The sequence below is a fragment of the Flavobacterium sp. GCM10022190 genome, assembly GCF_042656445.1.
Classification (GTDB): domain Bacteria; phylum Bacteroidota; class Bacteroidia; order Flavobacteriales; family Flavobacteriaceae; genus Flavobacterium; species Flavobacterium nitratireducens.
In genome coordinates, this window is sequence record NZ_JBHSOQ010000003.1 from 153,744 (window position 1) to 180,098 (window position 26,355).

Annotated in this window: 12 protein-coding genes; 2 read left to right on the forward strand and 10 right to left on the reverse strand. The window is 32.4% G+C overall.

Annotated elements, in window-relative coordinates:
- Positions 1 to 16: 16 nt before the first annotated feature.
- From ACFPTQ_RS10905 to ACFPTQ_RS10940, 8 genes are all read right to left on the reverse strand, one after another.
- Complete coding sequence (locus tag ACFPTQ_RS10905; protein WP_379777462.1) at positions 17 to 1,231, reverse strand: glycoside hydrolase family 88 protein; 1,215 nt, start codon at positions 1,229 to 1,231, stop codon at positions 17 to 19.
- 7 nt (positions 1,232 to 1,238) lie between these two features.
- Positions 1,239 to 2,939 carry a RagB/SusD family nutrient uptake outer membrane protein gene (locus ACFPTQ_RS10910; RefSeq protein ID WP_379777464.1) on the reverse strand — a complete coding sequence of 567 codons (1,701 nt, stop codon included), beginning with the start codon at positions 2,937 to 2,939 and terminating at the stop codon, positions 1,239 to 1,241.
- Positions 2,940 to 2,959: 20 nt separating this feature from the next.
- Positions 2,960 to 6,184 (reverse strand): SusC/RagA family TonB-linked outer membrane protein, encoded by a 3,225-nt coding sequence (locus ACFPTQ_RS10915; protein WP_379777466.1) that lies wholly within the window; start codon positions 6,182 to 6,184, stop codon positions 2,960 to 2,962.
- Positions 6,185 to 6,612: 428 nt separating this feature from the next.
- Positions 6,613 to 8,166, reverse strand: coding sequence for a sulfatase family protein (locus tag ACFPTQ_RS10920; protein WP_379777468.1), 1,554 nt, complete (start codon positions 8,164 to 8,166; stop codon positions 6,613 to 6,615).
- Entirely contained in the window at positions 8,163 to 11,222 is a 3,060-nt protein-coding gene (locus ACFPTQ_RS10925) for a chondroitinase family polysaccharide lyase (protein WP_379777470.1), read from the reverse strand. Before ACFPTQ_RS10925 ends, ACFPTQ_RS10920 begins: the two co-directional genes overlap by 4 nt.
- Positions 11,223 to 11,290: 68 nt before the next feature.
- On the reverse strand, positions 11,291 to 12,268 hold the full coding sequence (locus ACFPTQ_RS10930) for an alpha/beta hydrolase (protein ID WP_379777472.1): 978 nt from the start codon (positions 12,266 to 12,268) through the stop codon (positions 11,291 to 11,293).
- Between the two features lie 264 nt (positions 12,269 to 12,532).
- Positions 12,533 to 17,071: a polysaccharide lyase family 8 super-sandwich domain-containing protein gene (locus ACFPTQ_RS10935; RefSeq protein ID WP_379777474.1), complete on the reverse strand. Its 4,539-nt coding sequence runs from the start codon at positions 17,069 to 17,071 to the stop codon at positions 12,533 to 12,535.
- A complete protein-coding gene (locus ACFPTQ_RS10940; RefSeq protein WP_379777476.1) occupies positions 17,071 to 17,613 on the reverse strand; it encodes a hypothetical protein in 543 nt (180 codons plus the stop codon). The genes ACFPTQ_RS10935 and ACFPTQ_RS10940 overlap by 1 nt, the downstream gene beginning before the upstream one ends.
- 2,179 nt (positions 17,614 to 19,792) lie before the next feature.
- Between ACFPTQ_RS10940 and ACFPTQ_RS10945 the strand changes: the two genes are divergently transcribed.
- A complete protein-coding gene (locus ACFPTQ_RS10945; RefSeq protein WP_379777478.1) occupies positions 19,793 to 20,290 on the forward strand; it encodes a helix-turn-helix transcriptional regulator in 498 nt (165 codons plus the stop codon).
- Positions 20,291 to 20,343: 53 nt separating this feature from the next.
- Positions 20,344 to 20,928: a nucleotidyl transferase AbiEii/AbiGii toxin family protein gene (locus ACFPTQ_RS10950; RefSeq protein ID WP_379777480.1), complete on the forward strand. Its 585-nt coding sequence runs from the start codon at positions 20,344 to 20,346 to the stop codon at positions 20,926 to 20,928.
- Positions 20,929 to 20,965: 37 nt separating this feature from the next.
- On the opposite strand, the gene ACFPTQ_RS10955 is transcribed toward ACFPTQ_RS10950, so the two are convergent.
- Positions 20,966 to 23,869, reverse strand: coding sequence for a sugar-binding domain-containing protein (locus ACFPTQ_RS10955; RefSeq protein WP_379777482.1), 2,904 nt, complete (start codon positions 23,867 to 23,869; stop codon positions 20,966 to 20,968).
- Between the two features lie 52 nt (positions 23,870 to 23,921).
- Positions 23,922 to 26,336, reverse strand: coding sequence for a beta-galactosidase (locus tag ACFPTQ_RS10960; protein WP_379777484.1), 2,415 nt, complete (start codon positions 26,334 to 26,336; stop codon positions 23,922 to 23,924).
- Between the last annotated feature and the right edge of the window lie 19 nt (positions 26,337 to 26,355).

The window sequence follows — 26,355 nt, forward strand, 5'->3', positions numbered from 1 at the left end:
ATACTTTTACTAAAAATTATAAATACCATTTCTTATATCGCAACAGTGCTTCCAGAAAATAATAATCGGCATAAGTTAATGGCACATCAATTTCACTATTATGAGGAATTGAGCCTACACTATGTTTCAAAAGAAATCCTCCATTGGTTCCTAATTGCGCTCTGTACTTAGATCCTGATAACGTCTTTAGAATTATTTTAGCAACATCTACATAATTTTGCTTTTCTTTCCCTGAAGTATATTGCCCTAACTCCAGCAAAGCAGAAGCATATACCGCAGCAGCCGAAGCATCTCTCAATGCATTTGGAATTTCGGGAGCATCAAAATCCCAATAAGGAATTTTGTCTGCAGGTAAATTTGGATTATCCAGAATAAATTTAGCAATCCCCTGCGCTTGTTTTAAATAAGACGGATCTTTTGTAAAACGATACATCATGGTATAACCATACAATGCCCATCCCTGACCACGACTCCACGCACTGGAATCAGAATAACCCTGAGCCGTAACTTTTTTACGAACTTCTCCAGTATTTAAATCATAATCCAAAACATGATAACTACTATAATCCGGTCTGAAATGATTTTTAATAGTACTGTTGGCATGTTCTCTGGCTATATCAGCAAAACTTTTGTCTGAACTATGTTGACTTGCCCATTCTAACATTTCGATATTCATCATGTTGTCAATAATAACAGGCCCTACAAACCCTTTCTGTCTCAAGCCACCATCAGTAATTTCCCAGGATTGAATTACTTTGGCATTAGGACGGTATCGAGTGGCTAACGATTTAGCCGATTGAAGAATTACATCCTTATAGACTTCATCTTTGGTTAACCGATAAGCATTTCCAAAGCTGCAAAACATCATAAAACCTAAATCATGGTTTAAAGTAAAATATTTTACTGTATCTAAAATTGCTAGTCTTTTTTTAGCTTCATCTAGTATTAATTGCTTTTTAGTATACTCATAGATATATAAAAGTGTTCCTGGGTAAAAACCACTACACCACCAATAAACATCCGAATTGATATTACGACTATCTCTATAAGTTCTTGGCATTGAATCCAAGGGTGTAGCTTTCTCTAAATACTGATATTGTTTAGCAGCAAACGCAAAATTATCATGAATCATTTTTTTCATTTCAAGTCGCTCTTTCTTGTTGCTCTTTTGTGCTGAAACTGATAAGCTGTAAAGAAATATCAGTATTAAAAGATGTTTTAAAATTTTCATAAATTAATTAATTTAACCAATTTTCATTTTGGGTTAATGCTTTGTTTGATAATAATTCTAATGAAGGGATAGGAAATAATAGGTGTTTTAAAGTAACATTTTTCCCTCCTCTACCTCCATATTGCTGGTTATTTGCAGTCCCGTTAGGATTTGTGGCTGCAGCCATCTCTGCACCTACAGAATTCATCGTGGTTACAAATTTCCCCCAACGTATTAAATCAGAACGACGTAAACCTTCAAAACACAATTCACGCATACGTTCATCTTCAATATCTTGTTGAGTAAGAGTTACTAAATCAGAAACTGTACTTGGTGTATTAACAGGAAGTCCATAACCTCTTCTACGCACTTGATTAATTGCATTAAGAGCTGCTGGTGTTGGTCCATTTACATTTAACTCAGCTTCTGCAAACATCAATAATACATCAGCATATCTCAAAACAGGAAAATTAAGAGGCGTATAATTTTTATTTTTAGGTTGTAATGTCTCATATTCTCTTCTCCATTTTCCACAGTCTCTACCAAATTTTACCGTATTTACTCCTGTTCCAGTTATATTTGTTTTAGTTACTGTATTAGTACTATTATTTACTGTAAAAGTATAAGTAGTTAATACCCAATCTCGTCGTAAATCTTTACCACTAGTATCATACTTATTAAACAAACGCCCTGTTCCTTTTATGAATCCATAACTATACCCTAAATTTGCTATTAATGGAGAACTACCAGATGATGGAGCCATGGTAATACCATTTGTATTGCCTAAACGCCCAGCCTCACTATAAGAGTCTGTACGATTCCCTTTAAATGATATTTCCCACATACATTCTTTAGAATCTTCAATATCTTCTGATTCGTTAATAAATATTTGACGGTAAGCGTTATTAGTTACTTTACCATTAGTTGGATTAGTAACATTATAATAAGTAGCATTGCCTCCATTTTCTGTTTTAAAAGTTTCATTCAAAGCATAACCGTCACCTGAATTAATGACTTTTGATGACCATAATAATGCATCAGCATATTTTGATGTATCCATTAATGGATAACCAGCCATTTGCAAACAAACTCTTGCAAGAATACCTTGAACTACACCTCTTGATACACGAGTAGAAAATTGTAGTCTTGTTTGGCTTACTTTGCCTTCAGCCTCTTTCATATCTTTCAATATTTGGGCATAGACATCGGCAGTTGTAGATCTAGGTACTTGGACTTCATTAGGAGATGTAGTAGGAGTTAGTTTTAAAGGCACATCACCAAATCTGGTAACTAACATAAAATAATAATATCCTCTTAAAAATAAGGCTTCACCTAAAATTTCCTGCCGCTTAGCTTCATCCATTTTTGGCACATTAATATGTGCAATCAAATCATTGGCTCTGTTAATACCAAGATAGAGTTGTGTCCAAAGATTTGTAACTTCTGCTGAAGTAGGGTCAAAATTATAGACCTGTACCCCTAGAACCTGGGCAGAACGGGCATAATATCCCTCATCTGTACAAGCTTCTAAAGTAGTATACAAATTATTACCGTAAATAGCCTCAGAACCTAATGGGTCATATACTCCTGCCAAAGCTTGAGTAAGTCCTCCTTCATCATTAATATATTGTTCAATAGCAATTTTGTTAATAGGCTCAGTAGTTAAGAAATCCTCACAAGAACTAGTGAAAAGCGCCACCAGTATCAATCCTATATATATATTTTTCATTTTGAAAAGAATTAATATTATTAAAATGTAATGTTTGTTCCAAAAAGGATAGTTCTGGCACGTGGATAAGTTGAAAAATCAAAACCAGGTCTTAAAACGGAATTATAAGCATTTACCTCAGGATCTAAGCCTGAATACTTAGTCCATGTTATTAAATTCTGACCAGAAAGATAAAATCTAAGTGATTTCAGATGCATTTTTTTAACAAATTCCGGATCAAAATTATATCCTAAAGAAACTGTTTTTAATCTTAAGTAAGAACCATCCTCAATAAAATTAGAAGAATAATTATTTCCTGATCCGTTAAATCCTCCTGTACGGAAAATATTTGAATCCGAATTGGTTGGAGACCAACGATCTTCATAGCTTGCAAATTGGTTTAAATAACTTTGACCTTTAGCATTTCCTTCAAACAAAATTCGATTTGCATTTAATATATCATTACCATATGACCATTGGAAAAAGATATTCAAATCCAATTGCTTATATGTAAAATTATTAGAAAATCCTCCAGTATGTTTTGGTAAACCTTGTCCAATTACTGTATAATCAGCTGTATTTACAGTTCCATCACCATTTTGATCTTTATATTTTATATCACCTGGTTTAATAGTTGTATTTGTAAATGTAGAAGTTGTAGGTGCACCATTTCCATTAGAAGGCACACCTTCCTTTAAAGTATAAACACCTGGACTAGGATTATTAAAATCTTCATATTTATAAGTTCCTAACCACTCATATCCATACATTAAACCTAAAGGTTGACCAACCTTAGCAATATAAGCTGGTAAATTTTGCCAAATATTATCCCAAGGAACAGTCGTTTTTAATTCACTTTGTCCTTCTCCTAAAGCCAACAATTTGTTCTTGTTAAAGGAAATATTTGCACTTGAAGTCCAACTAAAATTCTTAGCATTGATATTTTTAGTTGTTAAAGTTAATTCTAATCCCTTATTTTCGACACTTCCAATATTTTTTATTGCTGTATTAAATCCTGAGGAAAGAGGAAGCTGAACATTTAGCAGTAAATCTTTAGTCGTTTTTTGATAAACATCAGCACTTAAAACAATTCTCTGATTCAGAAAACCTAAATCAAGTCCCATATCAAACTGTTCAGTAGATTCCCATTTCAAATCAGAATTTCCAATATTTACAGCCGCAACACCATTAACATACTCATTATTAAAAGAATACGAGCTAAATAAAGGGTTTGAAGAATTAAAATAACTAGTAAGATAATCAAAATCTCCCACCCTATTATTACCTGTTACCCCATAACTCGCACGTAATTTACCTTCAGACAGTACTTTACTGTTTTTAAATATTTTTTCGTTACCAAATACCCAAGATACAGCTGAAGAAGGAAAATACCCCCAATGGTTTTTACTTGGGAATTTTGAAGACCCATCTGCTCTAAAAGAAGCCGTTAACATGTATTTAGAATTATAACTGTAATTTACTCTTCCTAAAAAAGAGGTCATCGTCCAAACAGAAGAAGAGGGATCAAATTGCAACTGAACACCCTGGTCAAACCCATCAAACATTAAATCTTCATTAGGTAATTGAGCTACAGAACGACCATATATCGAAGACTTCTGTTTCTGAATGGTAAATCCTCCTAAAGCATTTAACTTTGACTTTCCTATTTTTTTATCCCAAGTTAGGGTATTTTCATTCAACCAGTTACTATAATTAGAATGAGTTATTCTTCCATTTACTCCATTTGCACTACCCGGACGTCCGGATGACGTTTGAGAATTATTGAATTCTCTTCTTTCAAATCTATTTTCAACAATACCAAAAGTTGTTCTAAATTTCAAATCTTTAGTAAACAAATACTCCAAATAACCATTAGTAGCGAAATTTTTAGTTGTGTTTAAACGGTACGAATTTTCAAGATTTATAATCGGATTAACTCGGTAATCATTAGCAGAATTAATATCTGGATCCTGAAACATATCTATTACATTAAGAGCATCCGAAACTACAGGTCTGGCTCCCCAAACAGAGACCATAACATTAGTAGTAGCACTATTTGTTGACTCAGCAGGATTAACTCCTCCTTGTTTCAATAAACTATAATTACTATTAATTCCTATCTTTAACTTATCGGTAATTTTATAATCAATAACTGCACGTCCTTGATATCTTTTGTAATTTGAGTTTAACAAAACACCATCTTGATCAGTAAGTGATCCTGAAATTGAATATTTAAGTTTTTTAGTTCCGCCACTAACTGATAAATTGTTATTTAACATTAAAGCTGTTCGGGTAACTAAATCTTGCCAATCAATTCCTTTTTGAGTTTTATAATAATCAATTGTTCTTCCATCCGAAAGGTATTCCTGTGTTGGCGTTGCAGGAGAATCTGGAGGAGCGGGATTATTATTAGGATTAGATAATAAATCATACTCTAATTGATATTTTACAAATTCATATGGATTCATTAGATCCATTTTATTGGTAACATCCTGAACCCCAACACTACTAGTAAAACTAAAAACAGGCTTCCCTTCTTTTCCTTTTTTAGTAGTTATTACAACAACCCCATTAGCACCTCTGGCTCCATAAATAGCGGTAGCTGAAGCATCTTTCAAAATATCTATCGATTCAATATCATTTGGATTGACTGCATTATTATTAGGATCTTCAATTAAAAATCCATCAACAACATATAAGGGACTATTAGATTGAGTAACTGAATTATTTCCTCTTATAACAATACTAATACCTGCACCTGGTTGTCCATCCGAAGAAGTCACTTGAACCCCAGCCACACGACCTGCCAAAGCTTCATCAAAAGAACGAACAGGAGCTTTATTTAAATCACTTATTGAAACACTAGAAACTGACCCCGTAAGATCTTTCTTTTTAACGGTTCCATATCCAATCACAACAACTTCATCCAAAGCACTGGTTGTTGATTTCAAAGTAACAACTACACTCGTTTTATTCCCTACACTAACAATTGTGTTCTCGTAACCAATATAGGTAAAAATTAATTGATCTGTAGGTAAAACATTAATTTTAAACTGTCCATTACCATCAGTGGTAGTTGCAACTTTAGCTCCTTTAACTGATATCGTAACACCAGGAAGAGGTTCATTTTGATTATCTATAACTGAACCTGAAATCATCTTACTTTGAGCATGCATGACTACAGAACCAATTATGAAAAAAACACCAACTAATAAATGTTTTAAATTACATTTAAACAATTGATATTCAGACTTTAAATTTCTCATAACACTTGATTTATTTGGTTTAATAAGTTAGTTTACACTACAATATTATGCAAACGTTATGAGATAACCAAGGCAAAACACAAAAAAATGTGCTCGAGCACAAAAATTTAACTAAAATGTAATAAAATAACCCTGATTTTGCGAAATGCAATTTTATTAAAGTTTTAATTTTTAATTTACTAACTATAAAAAATCAATTCAATAGTGTACCTATATACGGACTACAAATATTATTTAGGGAACAAGATAAAAGCATTATATTAAGGCTTAAAAAAGCAAACTTATACTTTAATTGAACAAAAAAAGAATATAAATTATCTAAAAACGTTTTCAGAAATAATAAGGATAAAAAAAAATTGCATTCAGATTCCAATTTTAAACTGGCTCATAAATGCAATTTTATTTTTAAAAATAGTATTATTCAGAAACTATTTCATACGAGTTTGTTCTTCTAATAATTTTGATAGCTCTTTTACTTTTAAAGGAAACTTTTTAGCCAGATTATTAAGCTCGCCTAAGTCTTCATTCAAATCATACAACTGTGGTTCAGCTTCATTTCCTGTTTCTATCCCTACTAATTTATCAAATGATTCACCATTATTTGGAGGAATAAATTTCCAATTATCTTTTACAATAGCCAGAGTTCCTACTTTTCCATCAATATTTGCCCCTGCTCCCTGCTCGATCAATATTGTTCTTCCTTTTTCGGACTTGCCTAAAAAAGCATCTAAAATATTCTCACTGTCAAGCTCATTATGATTGGGAATAAAATGTACTAATAAATTTGAAAATGAATTCAGCAAATCCATTTGACAAACTAAGGCAGTAGAAATCTTTGGATGAACAACTTTTGGCCAGCTTAAAATAAAAGGAATTCTTGTTCCTGCTTCTAAGACACTGTATTTACCTCCTCTTAAAATTCCGTTTGGTGTATGACCATTTAGTTTACTAACTGCTTCATCCTGATAACCGTCATCTAAAACTGGTCCATTATCCGAAGTAAAAACAATCATTGTATTTTGACTTATTCCTAAAACTTCAAGCTCTTTCATAATTTGACCTACTGTCCAATCTAATTGCAAAATAGCGTCTCCACGATAACCAAGACCACTTTTTCCTTTAAACATGGTTGCCGGCATTCTTGGAACATGAGGTTCAGTAAGTGCAAAATAGAGGAAAAACGGATTTTCATAATTTTCATTTATAAACTCCTTCGCTTTTTCTAAAAAAGTAGTCGAAACCTCCTCATCCACCCATCTGGCTTTTTTACCTCCACTCATATAACCTATTCTACCAATACCATTTACAATCGTATTATCATGTCCCTGTCCTAGAGAAGATTTCATTTTCAACAACTCTGGATGGTCTTTACCTGTTGGATCATTGCCTACTTTGTTTTTATAATCAACTTCAATAGGATCATTAGCTTCTAAGGCAACAATCTTATGGTTTTCCATAAATACAGTTGGCACTCTATCGGCAGTTGCAGGGAAAATAAAAGAATAATCAAATCCTACTTCATTAGGACCTGGTTTTATTTCATCATTCCAATTTTTAGCTACTTGCTCACCTAATCCCAAATGCCATTTACCAATATTAGCCGTTTTGTATCCTGCTTGTTTAAACAATTTTGGTAAAGTCATCTTATCCGTTGGAATAATTAAAGCCGCATCGCCTGGCAGAATCCCTGTTCCTGATTTTTTCCAAGGGTATTGGCCTGTCATCAGAGCATATCTGGAAGGTGTACAAGTTGCAGATGCACAATGTGCATTAGTAAAACGAATTCCCTTACTGGCTAATTTGTCAAGATTAGGTGTTTTTAACTTAGTAGCTCCATAACAACTTAAATCTCCGTAACCAAGGTCATCCGCATAAATAAATATTACGTTAGGTCGTACCGAATTATTTTTATTATCTATGTTTTGAGCATAAAACCCAAAAGTAATTAAATATAAACTGGCTGTTAGTATCCTTTTTATCATAGCTTAATTAAATTTATCTGATTTGAAAATCCATGTTGACATTCTAAAGTAATTATTGTATTATTTCCTGAAATCAAAACAGATTTTACATTAGAATCATCTTTAAGATTCCACTTTCCTTCTAAAGTAATACTTAATTCAACAGGCATACTGTAACCACTAATCGATTTATCTTTAACTTCTGAAAAATTAAGATCCGGTTGTACTGCACTTATAGTTATATTTTCGGCCTGATTTTTTATCATTAACAGTGAAGGAACTGAAACACTTTTCAAAATAGAATTATTCAATTCTTTAGTGGAATCAAAAATCACGAATCCGATAGTTGAAGTCTCTTTATCTCTAACAATATGAGCAACTTCATCTGCTCTTAAAATTTCGTAAGAAGTATCATTTTCAGCTTTCACTTTAAAAGAATTAATTGCCTCTTCTTCAAGTCTTGGATAAATAACATATTGATAGGAAGCTGTTTTAGGAGCAACACCATGATCAATCCAGGCTGAAGCAAAATTACCTTCAGTAGCTGAAACTCCTTTATTTTTATCATTTATAACTGCTGTTCTTACTGAATAACTGTTGATGTATGATTTTTGAGCTTGTTTTTGAATCGTGATTTTAACTGGTGACAAGACACAATAACCGTTTTGGTACGCATCAACAAAACACTTTCTACTATTGGTATTTTGTATTTCTGAATGATATGGAAATTCAGCACTATTTTTATTTTCAGGACTATAAACCGACATTTTTACATCTGGTAAAAAATTCTGAAACAAATTCGTTTGAACATGATGTATAGTATCAATACTAGAAATTCCTGTTCCTATACAGATCAATTTATCCCCAAAAGAAAAAACGGATTTATTCGCTTTCAATTTCCCTGGAAATCCAATATTCCTTTCCGGTCCATCAGCGTTTGAGCCTTTAGATTCATTTAGTTTCATTGCAAAAACTCCATTACCATCTAAACTTACTGCACCAGCAAAAGTTTCATCAGATCGAAACATTAATAACGGAGTTTTAGGCTCTAATTCTTCAAAAGGAAGATCAATGACCGTTGTCCCCGGATAACGATTCCAATCCCAGCCTTCCTGTTTAAATCCACTGGCTAAATCTCCTCCAATATTATTTATCTGGATGCTTCCATTGGACGGATATCTACCATATCTGTTCGCATCAACATATATTTCTGAAGCCCAGACATATTTACTATATCCTTTGATAAAAGCCGCCCAATCCTTTCTTCTATGTATAGCTGTTGCCGCATAAGGAAGCACGTGATAACCCGGCAAAACATCTTTAACATCAGAATCTAAACCATTAAACATCGTAGTTTCTCCACCCCATAATCTTAAATAGGCTGCAGCAACTTCTTTATCTATTTCTGAAGTACCCTCGGGATTTCCGGAACGAGCCATCAATAAAAATGCTTTTTTTAATGATTTAATCGAATTTTCTTCCAAAGGATGACGCCCAGCATTTCCAAATCCAAAATCTAGCAACTGACTGTACAATCTTGTAGTCATAAATGCTTTTTTAAAATTTTTATGCCCCGCCTCGTCAATTCTGTAATTAGTCCCTGAAAGTGTAAAAATCACAGGAGGAATACTGGAAAACGCCCCTAAGCCATAAGCGGGATAATGTCCATTATGATGCCATGAAGTACCATCAATTTTAAATACTCCCAATTCGTTTTCCTGCGCTAACGTTTTTGATATATAATTAGAATATGCTGTTAACAATGCAGATTGTTTTTCAATATTATCGGACATAAAAATTAACATTAAATGATAAAAAGACTGCGTATTGAAATAATCAATATTAGCTTCAAATTCATCTTCAGGACCTAAAATTTTTCCCAGATTAAAAATCCATTGCAAACTATCGCCTACTTCATTTAACAATCCCGCCTTTTTAAGAGGTTCTTTCATCATATAAAAAGCATCTGTAAGTTCACGTACATTATACCCTATATGATGTCTTGTTCCCCCTGATGCTCCTTCTTGCCAACCCTGATCTAAAAAATATTTTGAAGCCGTTATAAAAAGTGTTTCAATTTGATTTTTATTTTCATCTGTACTTTGAAGATAATAGGTGGCTATTTTTTTTATCGCTTTACCAAAATCCTGAATTTCATTAAATTCTTTCTGACTTGCATCATCCTTATCAAAGTAAACCTGCTCAATTTTAAACGTTAGCGGAGGTCCTAAAACAGTTTCTTTTTGAACTAAATTCAACTTGTCAAATTCTTTTTGAGCTTTTAGGAGATTATCCCCTTTCTCTGCAGATTTGGTAAAAGTTTCGTCAATTCTTTTTTTTATTACCAAAAGTTCTTCTTTTTGAATTTCTGAAACCGCTCCCATTGGCATATTTTGGATACGTTTCATATCCCTCAATAATGGCATCCAATGATCTTCGCCAACTTGTAAATCTTGCTTAATAAAAGGAACCATTGCATCTGGATACGAATGACGGTCATCCTGAAACTGAGCGAAAACAATATCATCAAAGAATAATTTACCTTTAACTTTGGTAGCTGAACAACTTACTCTAAAAGTGTTATAAGTTACTGCTTCTCCTTTTTTAGGAGCGTTTCCTTTCATTTCATATAAAGGAACCCAAATAGTTCTCCAGCCTTTGAAATTTAAAGGAATAGTAAACCAAATCTCTTCTTTACCGTTATTACCATAAGAAATTTTAATTAGTTCATTCTGAGATTTTTCATTATACAATGACATAATCAAAGTAGGACTTGCCGGAAAATGATCGCCATATTGTAATGGGCTTTCTTTTTTTGTTAAAATTCTAAAATCAGACGTTTCAAAATAACTGTCTCCGGACCACTTCCATTCTAAAGAAGATTGTCCAAATTGATGGTGCTTATTACTTATTGATAAACTACTCGATTTATTCTTTTTAAAATTTACTATTGAGATTTCATTTTCAAACGATTCTTTAGAAGGATTACTATTTTTTGTTTGCGAAAAACACATAAATCCTACCATAACAATAGGAAGAAAAATTTTCTTTTGTATTACTTTAACTATTTTTTTCATCATATTTATTTAGATAAATTTTCAAGAACTAGTGAAACTCATAATTAATACCTAAAAGTTGAAATTAATTATTTAAAAATTTTCAAAATCCAAGTAACACATGAATCTATCCAAAGATCATCAGCTGTTGGATTAAATATACCATATCCGTGTCCTCCTTTAGCATAAAAGAAATGTTCAACAGGAACTCTATTTTTTTGCAATGCAGCAATAAATAAAATTGAATTGTGAATTTTAGCAGTATTATCATCGACAGAATGACTAATAAATGTAGGAGGCGTTTCCAAAGTGACTTGGAGGTCATTTGAAAACACTTTAATCATATCTGAATCTATCGGTACATTTGCTAATTTTTCCCTCGAGGTTGATTTATCCATTAGAATTAAATTTAATTCTTTTTTTGATAATCCCTCTCCAATCAAATTGTACCTTGTAAGAACATCAGTTAAACCATCTTCCATACTTATAACAGGATAATTTAAAATCATAAAATCAGGTCGTAAACTTATTTTTGACGAATTTTCTATATGTTCTTTGTTGAAATTTGTGCCTGCAGTTGAAGCCAAATGACCTCCTGCAGAACTTCCTGCAATTCCTATTTTATTAGGATTAATATTAAATAATTCTGCATTTTTTCTTACTATCTGTATAGCTAGTTGAGCATCTTGCAAAGGAATAAGATGTTTATTTATAAGATAATCTACGGGTAAACGATACTTTAAAACAAAAGCTGCAATACCTTTTTCATTTAATTTTTTTGCAATATCATAACCTTCGTGCTTAATTGCCAAGCCCCAATAAGCGCCACCAGGACATATAATTACTCCTATACCTGTAGCTTTTTTATTATCGGGTAAAAAAACAGTAATACTTGGAACATTAACCCCCGTAATAAATGAAAAGTCATTTTTCCCTGTTGAAAAAATTTCACTGGAATCGAAACCTATAAAATTACTTTCTTTTTGTTCATAAAGAGGAATCTCCTTTTGAACATTACTAATTCTAAATCCAGAGAAGGGGTTCATCAATAACGATTGGTTTTCCATAAAACAAATAATTTTGCCATTGCTAAAAAAGCAACTATTTATGTTTCAACAAATTGCACATCTTGTCTCTAATCTTAACTTATAACCAAAATTGCATCGTATTTTTAAAAATAAAAATCTGAATTTTAAAAAAAATAGCCCCTAATTATTAAATGTTTAATGTCGTTTAAAAATTTAATAATCATAAAAAATTTAAAAATAAATAAATTGATTTCCAACCAAAAAAAAGTAATCGTTTTGATTGAAAATCAATTTTAAGTTATACTATTTTTTAATTATTGTGTATTTGAATACATTAGAACCATTATAAATCACAACGAAATAAGTTCCAATAGCTAAATCACCAACATATAAATTTTGAGTTATATTATTAAATGCTATTTCTCTTACTTTATTTCCGTAAAAATTATACAAACTTATTTTAGAATTTGGTGCTAATTCAGTTGCACTTACATGTAAATAATCCATTACAGGATTCGGATAAATAACAACTGATGCTGATTCATCAACTACACCATTATCAGAACAAGTCCCCAAATGATCACCATGATCCAGATGGGTTTGAACTGCTGATGTTGCTACACAAATGATTTTCCCATTATGACAGATTTGCACTTTATCTGATTTATTACCACATGATACATCCAAAGTAGTAATAGTAATTGAAGCCGTTGTCTGACATGCCCCTGCATAAGTTACCGTTACCGTATAAGTTCCTGGTTCTGTAACTTCTATTGTAGCTGTTTTTGCTCCTGTATTCCAGCTAAATGAATCTGCCTGATAATCTAAAACCAAGGCTGTTAAAGTCAATGATGAAGGACCATAACCTATATAGAGTGTATTTTTCAAATCTACACTCGGATCCATTGCATATACATCCGGAATAAGCAATTGTACCGAAGGGCATGCTACATTTACATAAACAGTTTCTGATGAGCTAACCACATTATCATTATCGGTAGCTTTAGCCGTTATCGAATAATTTCCTGCCAAAACATTATCCCATTCAAAACTGTAGGGAGCTGTTACAGCTTCTCCTAACTTATTTGCTTCATTAAAAAACTCAACTTTCGTAATTGTTCCGTCTGCATCTGATGCATTTGCTGTCAGCGTAATTTTTGCAGGAGCATAAAAATTTTTATTTGACAAAGACGAATCCATCGTTACAGTTGGCGCTACAGGCTGCGTATCAATCACTGTATCAGTTCCCGATGAAATACATCCATCAGCATTTTTTGCATAAACCGTATAATTGCCTGGCGACAGATTCTCAAAAAGACCTGTAGTATTATCAAATGTAATTCCATCCAAACTAAAACTCAAATTTACAATTGTACTTGTCACCTGAATACTTCCTGTTGCTTCAGTATACGTTGGTTGTGTAATATCCAAAGTGGGGGCTTCAGGCGTTCCGTTTAACAGTGCGCATGGATTTTCTAAAGCCAATTTTATTTCTACCGGAAGTCCATCAGAAGTTGTAAATGCAATAGTTGTTGCTGTTTCAGTTGCCGAAACAATATTGACATTAGGATTAGTTTCCAGTAAATTCCATTTATTATTTAATGTTAATGTGATTACTTTTGGAGAAGAAGGCGAAGCACCTAAATCAGGATTGCTTACTGACAAAACAATTTGGGAATAGTTTTGATTTAAGGACTGATACATTACCAAACAAGGGGTATCATTTGCCTTAACAACACCAGCTGTAATGTCTGTATTGGCAGCCGGCAAAGCATAAGCCCATGTTTTAGAAGTTTTGTGCTCAATTATTTGCTGATTGCTATTGTTCTGATAAACCTCATATGGTTTATCCTGAGTAGATTGCATTTGCTGAGCGAAAGTTACCATTTGAGATGAATTTGTCGCTGGTATACAAACAAACTCATAGGAATCATTCTCCGGTGCATTTCCATGATCAAGATAAGCCAGATGGTAATTATTTCCATTATTAGCCTCGATAGTTGCATCCGATGGATTAACTTGATTTTGATAAGGTGTAATTTGGGTAGAATTTCTAATTTTTAATGTCCCTGAATTAGGCAAAATATAATAACCCGTATTATAATTATCAATTATCCAGTTTGGGGAAGTCTCTCCAAATGATTCAGTACTTTGATTGGTTTTTACTTCACCATTTACAAAAACATCGGCTGAATTATTATTGAGTCTTTGGAACAATGTAGTTACAGTAGGATTTACATCGTCGTTATTCTTAATACCATTTGCCAAACAAATAATATAATTATCAATTGCAAAATAGGTTTTGGTAAACTCAAATGTAGCATTATGAGTATTAGAACCATATGAAGTTCCAAATCCTAAATTGTTACGCTCTTTAAATTTCATAGCAAACAAACCTGATTGTCCAATAGTATTAGACAAAACTTCTTTATTTGACTGATTTAGTGCTAATGAACCAGCAAAACCATAGGTATTATATTCGTCTACACGTTCTCTTTCGGCATGTAATTTAGCCCAAGGCAATACAATAGTAGTTGTACCCGGATTGTAATTCCAGTTCCATCCAATGTCACTATATCCATTTCCGGTTGTACTATTCCCCGGATAAATAATTTCTAAAGCTCCATAACTTTGATACCTTCCAAATCTATTTTGACCTGCATAAATTTCAGAACCCCACAATACATCTGACTGTCCTTTCATTGAAGCGACCCAGTTATTTTTTCGATACACACCTAAATTAGCATAGTTAAACTGAATATAACCTTCTTCAAATGGAGTAATCGTACTATTGTTGAACTGACTGTTAACCCCATACTTTCTATTGTAAATTCCTGCCAAAATTGGATCTGCGCCACTTAATCCTAAAATTTTACCTCCAGATATCGCCACATTTGATAATGTTTGTGATGACAAAGTAGTAGTTTTTATTTGCGGATTTCTTCCTGCCATGGCAAAAGGTTTAACTCCTGCATCATTAGAATACATGGTTTGCGCATAAACTGCATCTCTGAATCTCAAATAAGATGGTGTATCGATTTGAAAACTGGTTCCTTCTAAGGATTTCAATGCAACAGAAACTGTATTAAAAGCATACATATAACCGTCATAACCAACCCCATGATGATAAGATAAACCATCTTTTTTCAAACCATCTTCCTGACCATAAGTATATATTAGAAAACGATCTAAAAATCTTTTAACCGTTTTTAAATAACGTATTTTTTCATCATTAGTTTTGAACCAATCGGCATAAGCAAACAAAACATCAATATCCAAGTACATGATATCAGTTGAAATAGCACCATTAGTTTGCGTAGTACTAAAATCATAACTAGTATCAAATAAGTATTTGAACGAATCGGTCTCTATCGAAAGTGCATTTCCAAACAAAGCTTTTACATTATCCGGAAGGTAACTGTTTATGAAAATAGCCGAACGAGCAAATGTAGGAAAATCATAAAAATCAAGAGCGGAATAAGCACTTGTTCCGTTATTACAAAACAAACTCGCTATATACCAAACTGCTTTAACCGCCTTATCACTAATATTAGTATCGTTTGGATTGAACTTTAAGTATCTGGCAAATATTTTCAAGAAAGCAATCTGAGTAGCAGTTGTTACAGCGTTCCCAGTTATAGTACTTCCTGAAACCATAATATTCAACGCATTATAATCACTAATTGCAGTATTTAACTGAGTGGTCGTTGGAGCAGAAGTTCCTAAAATCTGATTAGATAAACTCGCACGGATAGCTGCTAAATCATTTATTTCTGAATTAGTTGCGGTAGTAAGTGGTAAATCGAAATTGAAAACAGGCTTACAAACTGGCAACATATTTACAAATTGCCCATTCACTTTTACATAATCCAAACCTGCCTGACGTACCGGATTCAAGTCATCGGCACGAACAAATCGTATCATAATTTGATCTCCATCACTTGATGCCGTGAAAATATAATTTAATGTAAGCGTTCCCACACTAGTTGACGAAGTGGTAACAGCTGCGGTTTCAGCTAAAATAACATCATCAGTTACATTATAAACTTGCATTTTAAATTTACAGTAGGAAACTGCAGTTTGCCAATATTTAGTCTCAATTGTAATTTGGCCGTTTGCAAAAGGACTTCCTGTTAACAAATATTGAGTTCCCTGTAAAGCAGGGGTATTAGCAGTTCCTTTAATCAGTACAGCGCCATCATTAAGACCATCTCCATTATCTGCATCAGTTTTAACGGTTGAAACAGGTGTTGTGTTTTCAATTTTTGACCAGGCAAAATCACTTACATCAAAGTTAACCTGAGGTGCCTGCATACTAATAAATTGTCCATTTACTTTTAAATAGTCTATACCAGCCTGACGAACAGGATTTAAATCATCTGCACGAACAAATCGAATTATTATTTGGTCACCAACACTTGATGCTGTAAACGCATAAGATAATGGAACTGTTCCAATACCTCCTGTAGTGGTAGTAATTGCTGCTGATTCTGCTAAAACAACACTATCAGTTACATTATAAACCTGTATTTTAAATTTCAAATATGAACTACCTATCTGATAATAATTTACCTCAAGATTAATTTGTTCACCGCCAGCAGGACTCCCACCAAGTTGAAATTGAATCCCTTGTAATGCCGGTGTATTTGCTGAGCTTTTAAGTAGTATTGCCCCATCGTTAAGACCATCGCCATTATCCGCATCTGTATTAACAACAGTTACAGGAGTAGCATCTTCTATTTTAGACCAATTAAAATGAGCAGTGTCAATTGTAATTTGGCTTCGCATAATGCCTGAATATAAAAACAAGCAAATTATTAAAAGAGTAATTCTATTTTTCATTATTTATGCTTTTTAATAAGTTCAATAAAATGTTCATTTATTTTTAAATAATCTAAAGCTAACACACGTACACTATTTAAATCATCAGCTCTTACAAATCGTACAACAATTTTATCACCTAAACTGGAATCCGTAAACTTATAGTCCAGAGTAGTTGTACCTACTGCCCCGGTAGAGGTGGTTATTACATCTGTCTCAGCCAAAACAAGATTCTTCGTTAGATCATAAACCTGCATCTTAAATTTCACATAAGAAGCAGCATTTTGGTAATATTTCGCTTCAAGACTAATCCTTTCCCTATTATGCGGACTTCCCGATAAAGAATATTGTATTCCTTGTAACTCTGGTGTGTTTGCAGTCCCTTTTATAAGAATTGCACCATCATTAAGACCGTCTCCATTATCGGTGTCATTTTTAACAGTAATAACTGGAGTTCCGTTTTCAATTCTCGACCAATTATAGCCGACTTTATCAATAGTAAGTTGTGCTTTAACAAAAGTTGATATCAAAAACAAACAAATTGTGAGATGAGAAATTTTCATTTTTGTGATTTTTGGTTATTTTTTTGTGAATGTTTCAAATCTTTTCAACATCTAAATTCGAGTTCCAAAATGTTGTACAAACCATTTTATCATTTTTATAATCTAATAATTAGAGAACAAAAAAATTTATTCAAATCAAAATGCAGATCAGATTAATTATCAAGGCTTAAGCTATACAATATTATGAAAACCTTTTTATAAGAACAAGAAAAAAACTTAAATGTTCTCGAACACATTTATATGTTCTCGAGCACAAACCAATAAATACAAGGCTTAATGAGCGTTAGAAAAAAATCACTAAAAACAAAAAATAGCTAATTTCTTTCGCTTTTTTTTACTTTTAACTTTATGACAATTTTAGTTGTCATGGTATTTAGGAATTATAACCGCTCCTAACTTAATTACGAAGTTGACTATAAAATTCAGAACTAAAACTATAAATTATTCATTATTCTAAAACATTTTAAGTCAAATTTTAAAACTCATAGGAATTTAATTGGAATAATGAGAAATTCAAGTAAAACCAACTTTGATTATAGTAGGAAATTCTACACTATAGGTTTAATTTATGCCAGAGTTCTGTAGCCTGTTACATCAACAAATTTTTGAAATTCATCATTAGTGACTGCAGTAGCATTCAGTCAAAATCTATCTATATATACTTGATAAATAATAGGTAAAGCGTCTTGAGCTACTCGTTATAATACGACATAAGTATTCCAATTCGCTTTATACCTAATAGAGGATTCCTCGCCAGGTCTCAAAACCATTCCTTGAGGCTTATTTTTGGGGTATTATTAATATTTTCGATTAATGGTTTTGCTGGATTACCATCATTTTCAACGACTTTAGCTAATTCTTAAAAAAACATTTTTTTGATGAAACAAAAAATGATAGTATAAAATACTTATTAAAATGAATTCAAAAAATTTTCAATTTATATATAAATTTAACACCTTAAAAATGACAGAACATAGTGATTACATATAATTTAATTCTCAAAAGCTAATTCATCCCCAACTTATCACTCTAATAAATTAGTTCATTATGATATCATAATTTAGTTTTCCAAAATTTGAATAAGATGTAATAATAGAAAGTAAAATATAATGAGCAACAAAATAATTTTTATTATTTAAAAAAATAATATTTGAAACTTATAATCACTTCGATACAAATATTCTTCTGTTCAAATAATCATTGAAATAATAAATTTATTTAGAAATATGATTTTTCTATATTTTTACTCCTGCAATAAACAAACCAATAGCAAACTTATTTTTGATCTGTATATTTCAGAATTATAATAAAAAAAATCCAGTTTTTTAAATCATACTGAAAATAGGTTGTTATTTGTATCTTAGAATCCATAAAAAAATCCCTTTATTTACTAAATAATCATGTCCAAAATTTTTATGATTTCACTGCTTTTTAAAAGAGTTTGATAGTTGAACTCTTTTTCATTGTTTTTACTTCGTGTTTTTTTATATTTTAGTTTATTTTTTTAAAACTACCTAAACATAACCTAGTAAAAAATTATCCTCTAATACAACCCAAAAAAACAAGTATAAACAACCAACAAACAATGTTTTACAAACCAAAACCAAGCTATTTAAGAAATTTAAAATAGATATAAGTTGTTCGATTGTATTCTCTTCCACTACAATTGAAATCTATTTATTCCATATTAATCCATATTAAATTAAAATGATATATTTTTGTACTAACCATTGGATATGTGTTCTTTAAAATATTTACAAACTCAAACTAAGCACTAAAAACATTAAGTAAATTCAGTTTTTTTTGTTGTTATTTTGTCTTATTCTGTTAAGATTTGTACCTATATTGTACCTCAAAATGTGGATAAGCCCAGTAAACAAGGGATGCTAATTTCTGTATTGGGAAGTAATTTGAGGTTAGAAGTTAGAGGTTAGGACTTATAATTCTTATTTTAATCAAATTTCACAATTTTGAGTTTGCTTTAAATTTGTCACTATTGCCATAATAAGCAACAATTTTGTTTCTCTATAGAAAAGGCTCATAATATTATTATTTCCTTACGCTTTTAAGCAAATAAACAATGCTAAGAAGAAAAAGGATTTATAATTTGTATTGCAAAAGTTATTTAGGTACGACCAAAAACATGTTTAATGTAAACAAAATTGTTTATATTTGTATTATGAATGCTTTAATAGAAAAATACAAAGGGATCCACCCTGGAATAATACTAGAACGCTTACTTAAGAAAAAAGCGATTTCACAACGCCCTTTTGCTCTTTCTATAGGTGAACATCCGCAAACAATTAATGCAATAACAAAAGGCAGAAGAAAACTCAATATAGCGCTGGCTTTAAAAATTGAAGAAAAACTAAACATAGAAGAAGGATCTCTTGCTCTGCTACAAACCTATTTTGATATTAAGGAAGAAAAAAGTAAAACAAAACAAAATACTCCAGACTTAAATCTTTTTAGAAAATCTTTATTTTGGGACACCGATATTTCTAAAATTGATTGGAACATGCAATATAAAGCGATTATCCAGCGTGTTTATGAAAGAGGAAATGAAGCTGAAAAAAAAGAGCTAGAAAATTTTTATGGTTTTTCTAAAATTAGAACAGCACTTAATAGTACCGAAAGAAGTCCTTATACTATCTACAAAAATAAAGCAAACTCATAATGCTATATTATAACACTATCAATGACTTACTAAAAACCAGCTTACTAAAATTAATGAAGTCCGAAACATTCAATAATTTTAGACTTGTTGGCGGTACAGCTTTGAGTTTACAAATCGGTCATAGAGAATCTATTGATATTGATTTATTTAGTGATTCAGAATACGGGACATTAGACTTTATTTCAATTGAAAGCTATTTGAAAGAAAAATTTCCATATGTAGATTATTTAAATACTATTCCCGCTATTGGAAAATCTTATTTCATAGGAGAAAATAAAGAAAACACCATAAAATTAGATGTGTTTTATACAGATACATTTATCCAACCCTATCTAGAAGAAGATGGAATTAAAATGGCGACGATTGAAGAAATAATTGCTATGAAAGTAGATGTTATCCAAAGAGGCGGCAGAAAAAAGGATTTTTGGGATTTACACGATTTACTGGATAAATATAGTATTAACCAAATGATAGCATTACATGAACAAAGGTATCCTTATACACATGATAAAGATTTAATTATTCAAAATTTTACTTCTTTTAATCAAGCCGATGAAGATTTAAATCCAATTTGTTTAAAAGGTAAATATTGGGAATTTATTAAGGATGATTTTGAAGAAATCATTTCTAATCTTTAAAAAGTATAATTGTTTTTAGTTTCCTTTATTTACCACCCTATTTCACCTTATTATGATTAGAATTAGGCTTCAATTCGTCTGGGCTATCTTTAGTATAGGTTTTGAAGATTTCTTTTGATGGACTTACAAAAACATCCTGAATAACTTCTAAAGACAAACTGCTTTTTGGGTTAAAATCAGCAGAATTCATGTATTTCAAAAGCGAGTAATACAACTGTTGCGATGCTGGTTTATTTTGTACTTCCGGACCTAAATCGGCACTGGAAACAATTATTTTTCCTTTACCAACATTAGCTTCATAAACCAAGGCCAATCTTCGGTTCATAAACCAAGTATCAATAGGTTGAATCAAGGGATGGAAATCTACCGGAAAATCTTCTAAGTTCATCACTTGAGCACGATTTTGAATATCCCACCATTGCAAATCACTGTAATAAGAAGTCGGGAAATTATTGAAAGCAGCGCTTTTATCCTGAATCAACATTCCGGTTACATGAGGCGGACGCATTTTAAACCAAGAAGTATTCCAAAAAACAGGAAGGAAATGCATTACCACTTCTTTTCCTTTAATTACTTTACCAGAAGCATTTAAAAACACTTTTCCTCCTTTGTTCAAAATAGCTTTTGCTTTGTCGTCTAATTGCGTGGTGTAATATACGTCAGAGGTAATTGCTGGTTTTTGATTAGGATACACCCAAAAATCCCAATCATTAGCAAAATCAGCATCCTTAACTTTTACCTCTAATTTCAATTTTGTAGGTTCATTAATTTGATTTAATGCAAAACTTAAGTTTCCAACTGGAAGTCCGTTTCCGTTTTCATAGGTCTTGGCATCAAAATTTCCAGAAGCTAGTACCTCATCTTTTTCATTTCTAATTGTCCAACTTAAGATAGCGTCTTTTAATGCTGCTCTTCCAGAATGAAAAAGAGTGATTTCGGCTTGAAACTCCTCATCATTAGTGTACACAAACTTTTCTATTTTGGCCAAAGGCACAGTCGAATTACAAAAACGAGAAAAATCTTTTGCTGTTACATATCCTTTTTCCTGAAAGAATGCATCTAAAACACCCACTAAAGCCGTTCCCTGACCTGGAAAATCCTGTAAACCTAACATTTGGAAACCACCATAATTAGGAGTTCTTAGTATTTTTTCAATCTCGTTTTTATAGCATAAAACCTGTAATTTCCCCGAAGCATCCAAAAAGTCCTTTGCCTGATCCCCCATATGATGATCAGCTAAATCTTGACGAAACATTTCGAAATTTTTAGCGCGGTATACGCCTGTGTATTTTTCTATTTCGGCAAAATTTGGAAACACACAATATTGTCCGATTTCATGCGCCACAAAAGGGACTTTAAACTTCTCGATCTCGTTACCAAAATCAGAAACCGTTTCTAAAGTCTTATCCCATTTTAGGCCTCTAACACCTCCTCGAACCAGATATTCAGCATTTGGAACTACAGGCCAACTACCTCCTACCGACATTCCGGTATAGACCCTTCTATTGTCTTTTGGCTTCCAATAATCAACAAATTCATTCAAATATTTCACCTGATTTCCTGCCGGTTCATTCCCCGCGGATAACATCGTAAACGAAGCATAATTCCCATATTGTTTAGCCATTCTTTCCGTCTCCTCATAAATAAATTGATCTACTGGCTGTCCTAAACCAATTTTAACTCCGTGATTTGGCCAGCTTGGGGCCTCAGGCTGCATGTACAATCCCACCTTATCAGCAGCAATAAAGGCAGCTTCTGGTGGACACCAAGAATGAAAACGTACATGATTCAATCCGTAGGATTTGATTTTTTTGAATATTGTTTCCCATGCCTCAACCGTTGTTGCAGGATAACCCGTTAAAGGAAATTCACAGTTATGAACAGTCCCTCTAAGAACGACTGGTGTTCCATTGATTAAGAAACGATTACCTTGAATAGTAAATTCACGCATCCCGAAAGAAACAGTTTTATTTACTTTTAGGGTATTCGATATTAGTTTTACTTCCAAATTATATAAAGCAGGTTGAAACTCATCCCATGTTAACATTCCATCTCCAAATACTAATTCGACTGAAAGCTCATTTTTCGAATTTTTACTAACTGAAATTTTAGTCGTAATCTCCTTTGTAGCATCAGAAACAATACTGTTAAAACTTTTAGCAAAAAGAGAAATTGTTCCTTTATAATTTTTTGAACCAGTATTATTAATTGCAATTTTAACGATTGCTTTTTTGTTTTTGACATCTGGATACACCTGAATATTATCAAAGTAAATAGGTTCAAAACTTTGCAAAGCAAGATCTCCAATAATTCCGTTCCAATTTCCTTGCGTATGGTCGGTCACACTATGGGAATCAGGCCCGACATTTATTTTCTTCAAACTATTATCAATACGAATACTGATGCGCTGTTTTCCAGGTATTAAAAAATTGGTTAAATCGTAGTCATGTGCTGCAACCAAAGAATTTTGCAATCCTACTTCTTTATCATTCACCCAAACTCTGGTTTCAATATGTGGTCTTTCTAAATGTAACACAATACGCTTTCCTTTCCAGTTTTCAGGAATAGTAACTTCTTTTTGGTACCAAGCCGCACCTACATAATGTCTAGCAGGTGTTAACCAAAAAGGAATATGGATATTCCCAGGTTCGCGGTATTTTTTTAAACTGGGTCTGAAATAAAATGAACTATCATAAATAGAACCTGTCCATTTTGTCTTTAAAGTAATTTCATCACCTTTTAAAAATTCAGCCATAGAACCTGGCAAATGAATCTTATCCCTCAGATTACGATTGTACCATTTTTGATTAATCCCTTCATCATTTCGGTCAATTTCAAAATGCCAATCCCCTTTTAGACTAATCTCCTTTATCTGAGCATAATTACTCAAACTACCTATTAAAAATAATATTAGACTAAACTGAAAATATTTTTTCATCATTTACACTTTTATTTTTTAAACTCTTTGCCTGAAATTGAGACAAAAACTAAATTTATTTTAATTCCACACTCACTTTATATTCCACTGAAATTTGTGGTTGCTTTACTTCCAGAAAACTTTTTTGATGGCTAAAATCTGGGACTACATTTTTATCTAAATAACTCAAATAAGGTGCCTCTTTAAGCATTGGAATAAAATGAAAATACATATCTGAATTTTGTAAAGCTTCTTGATATCTTTTCAAACCTATGATCCAAGGCTTACTGGTATATAGATCATCCGTTTGTAACTCGCCATTCATCATACAAATGCCGCGATCGCCACGATAATCAAAAGTGATAAAAACATCATTTACTTTAGATAAATCAAGACTACCCGCCTTAAGCACAAAATGACTGTTGTCTGCCTGAATCAATTTAATTCCTACATCTATTTTTGGTACATTAATTTGCCAAGAATTACTGTTATTAATTAGCGATTTACTTTTAGTTACTTTTCCATCTATTGAGGTCAAATTACCAATTGCAGGATAAAGCGTAAAATCGATTTTCTCCTGATTATTACTCACCAATTCGATTTTATTATCATTTTCTAAAACTAATGCATTGCTTATCACCAACTTTTGATTATTAGTTTGACCAATCAGAAACGCTTTTTTAGATTCAATATCTGGTAAAACTAAAAATGAAACACCATTTATTTCGAATGCATTGATTTTTTCAGCCTTACATATTACGACAGTATTACCCTGCTTTATTATTGTTTTAATTCCGTTCACCTTCATTTTCCCTTTAAGTACTATTTCAGGAACAATACCATCTACTGAAACCATAACATGGTATTTTTTATTATTGTTCGTAAAACTGCAAAATGGCTGAACGGTTGCCATTTGAATCGATACCCCATCATAATTTACATTAAAAGGAAATATTGCTGAACTGCCTGCTTTGAGCGTAAAAGTTCCTGTTTGTGGAAATTGGATTTTCCCGGTTTTAGTAGTTATATCGATTTTTAAATTTGATAAATCTTTAGTTTCTAAATGATCCTGAAAATTTTGCATAAACAAATAGCCTTTATCGCCATCTCCTCTTACAGCATAACGTAAAGTTGTTGTATTAGTCGCTTTTATGCTATCATTAGTTAACGGCAATATTGGATACAGCGGTGCTAGATCATGACCATAACTTTTCAAAAAATAATTCATCAGTTTTAAAGGATAATAGCCACTACTCACATTGCCGAATTCGCCTATTGGCGCTTGATAATCATAGGATTTATTATGAAGTCCCGCACCTTCAGTAAAAAAATAATTACCAATTGAAGGCGTAGTTCCTCCGTGATACATATAAAATCCCAATCCATTAGTTCCGCTTCCTACGGTTCGAACCATCATAGGGAGAAAACTTTCGCCCGGAACACGCGGACGACGTGAATAAGTAACTGCCATTCCCGTTCCTAATTCGGCTGCCAACGATGGATATAAATTTACATCATAACTCACTGGAGAATAATCGGGCTTTTGATGTATATTTTTAAACAAATAAAATGGTGATGGACTGTTTCCAGCTGTCCAGAACGGAAAAGCATAACCCGCCATAACTGGAATAGTCCCTTTTTCGACAATAGTAGCATAACCCCAGCCTGTAGCCGTATAAATAGGTGCTATTAAACCCGCATCTAAAGCGAGTTTTTTTAATGTTATCATATGGTCACGACCTACATCGGCAAACTCGTTCCCCATGGTATTGATTCCTACTCCATCCTGAATAATTTTTTTATCACGTCCTGCAACTGTACGTTCTTTTGGTGCATCCTGATAAGTAAATCCCCAAGGTGCTGTAGAATGCTGGTATTCATTTTCTAATTGTACACCAATAACAGGACCTCCGTCTTTAAACATAAGTCCTTTTAACTGTTTTCCTATTTTCTGATACAATCGGTTGGTATAAAACAAATAAACCTGATCATTGCTTCTTACATCAATAGGACGACCATACAACCAATCCGGCAAACCGCCATTACGTATTTCGCCATGAGCAAATGGGCCAATTCGCATAATGACTTCTAATCCATTTTTGGCACACAATTCCGTAAAACGTCGAACATTTAAGTCGCCAGACCAATCGAATTTACCTTCTTTAAATTCGTGCATGTTCCAAAAAACATAAGTTGCTACAACGGTAATCCCACCGGCTTTCATTTTTTTTAATTCTTCATCCCAATATTGATGCGGATAACGACTAAAATGAAACTCACCAATAACTGGAATAAACGGTTTTCCATTTCGTTCTAGATAAAAACTGTTTACCTCTATTTTATCACCTTTAGTACTACTTCCTCCCAAATCAAGATGGCCACGTTGCACTTCGGTATTCACTTTTGTAATATCAATAGAATATTGATTTTGAGCGATGAATTTGAACGAACTAAAAAACAATAAAACTAAATATACTTTGATGTTTTTCAACTACTTAAACATTTTAAAT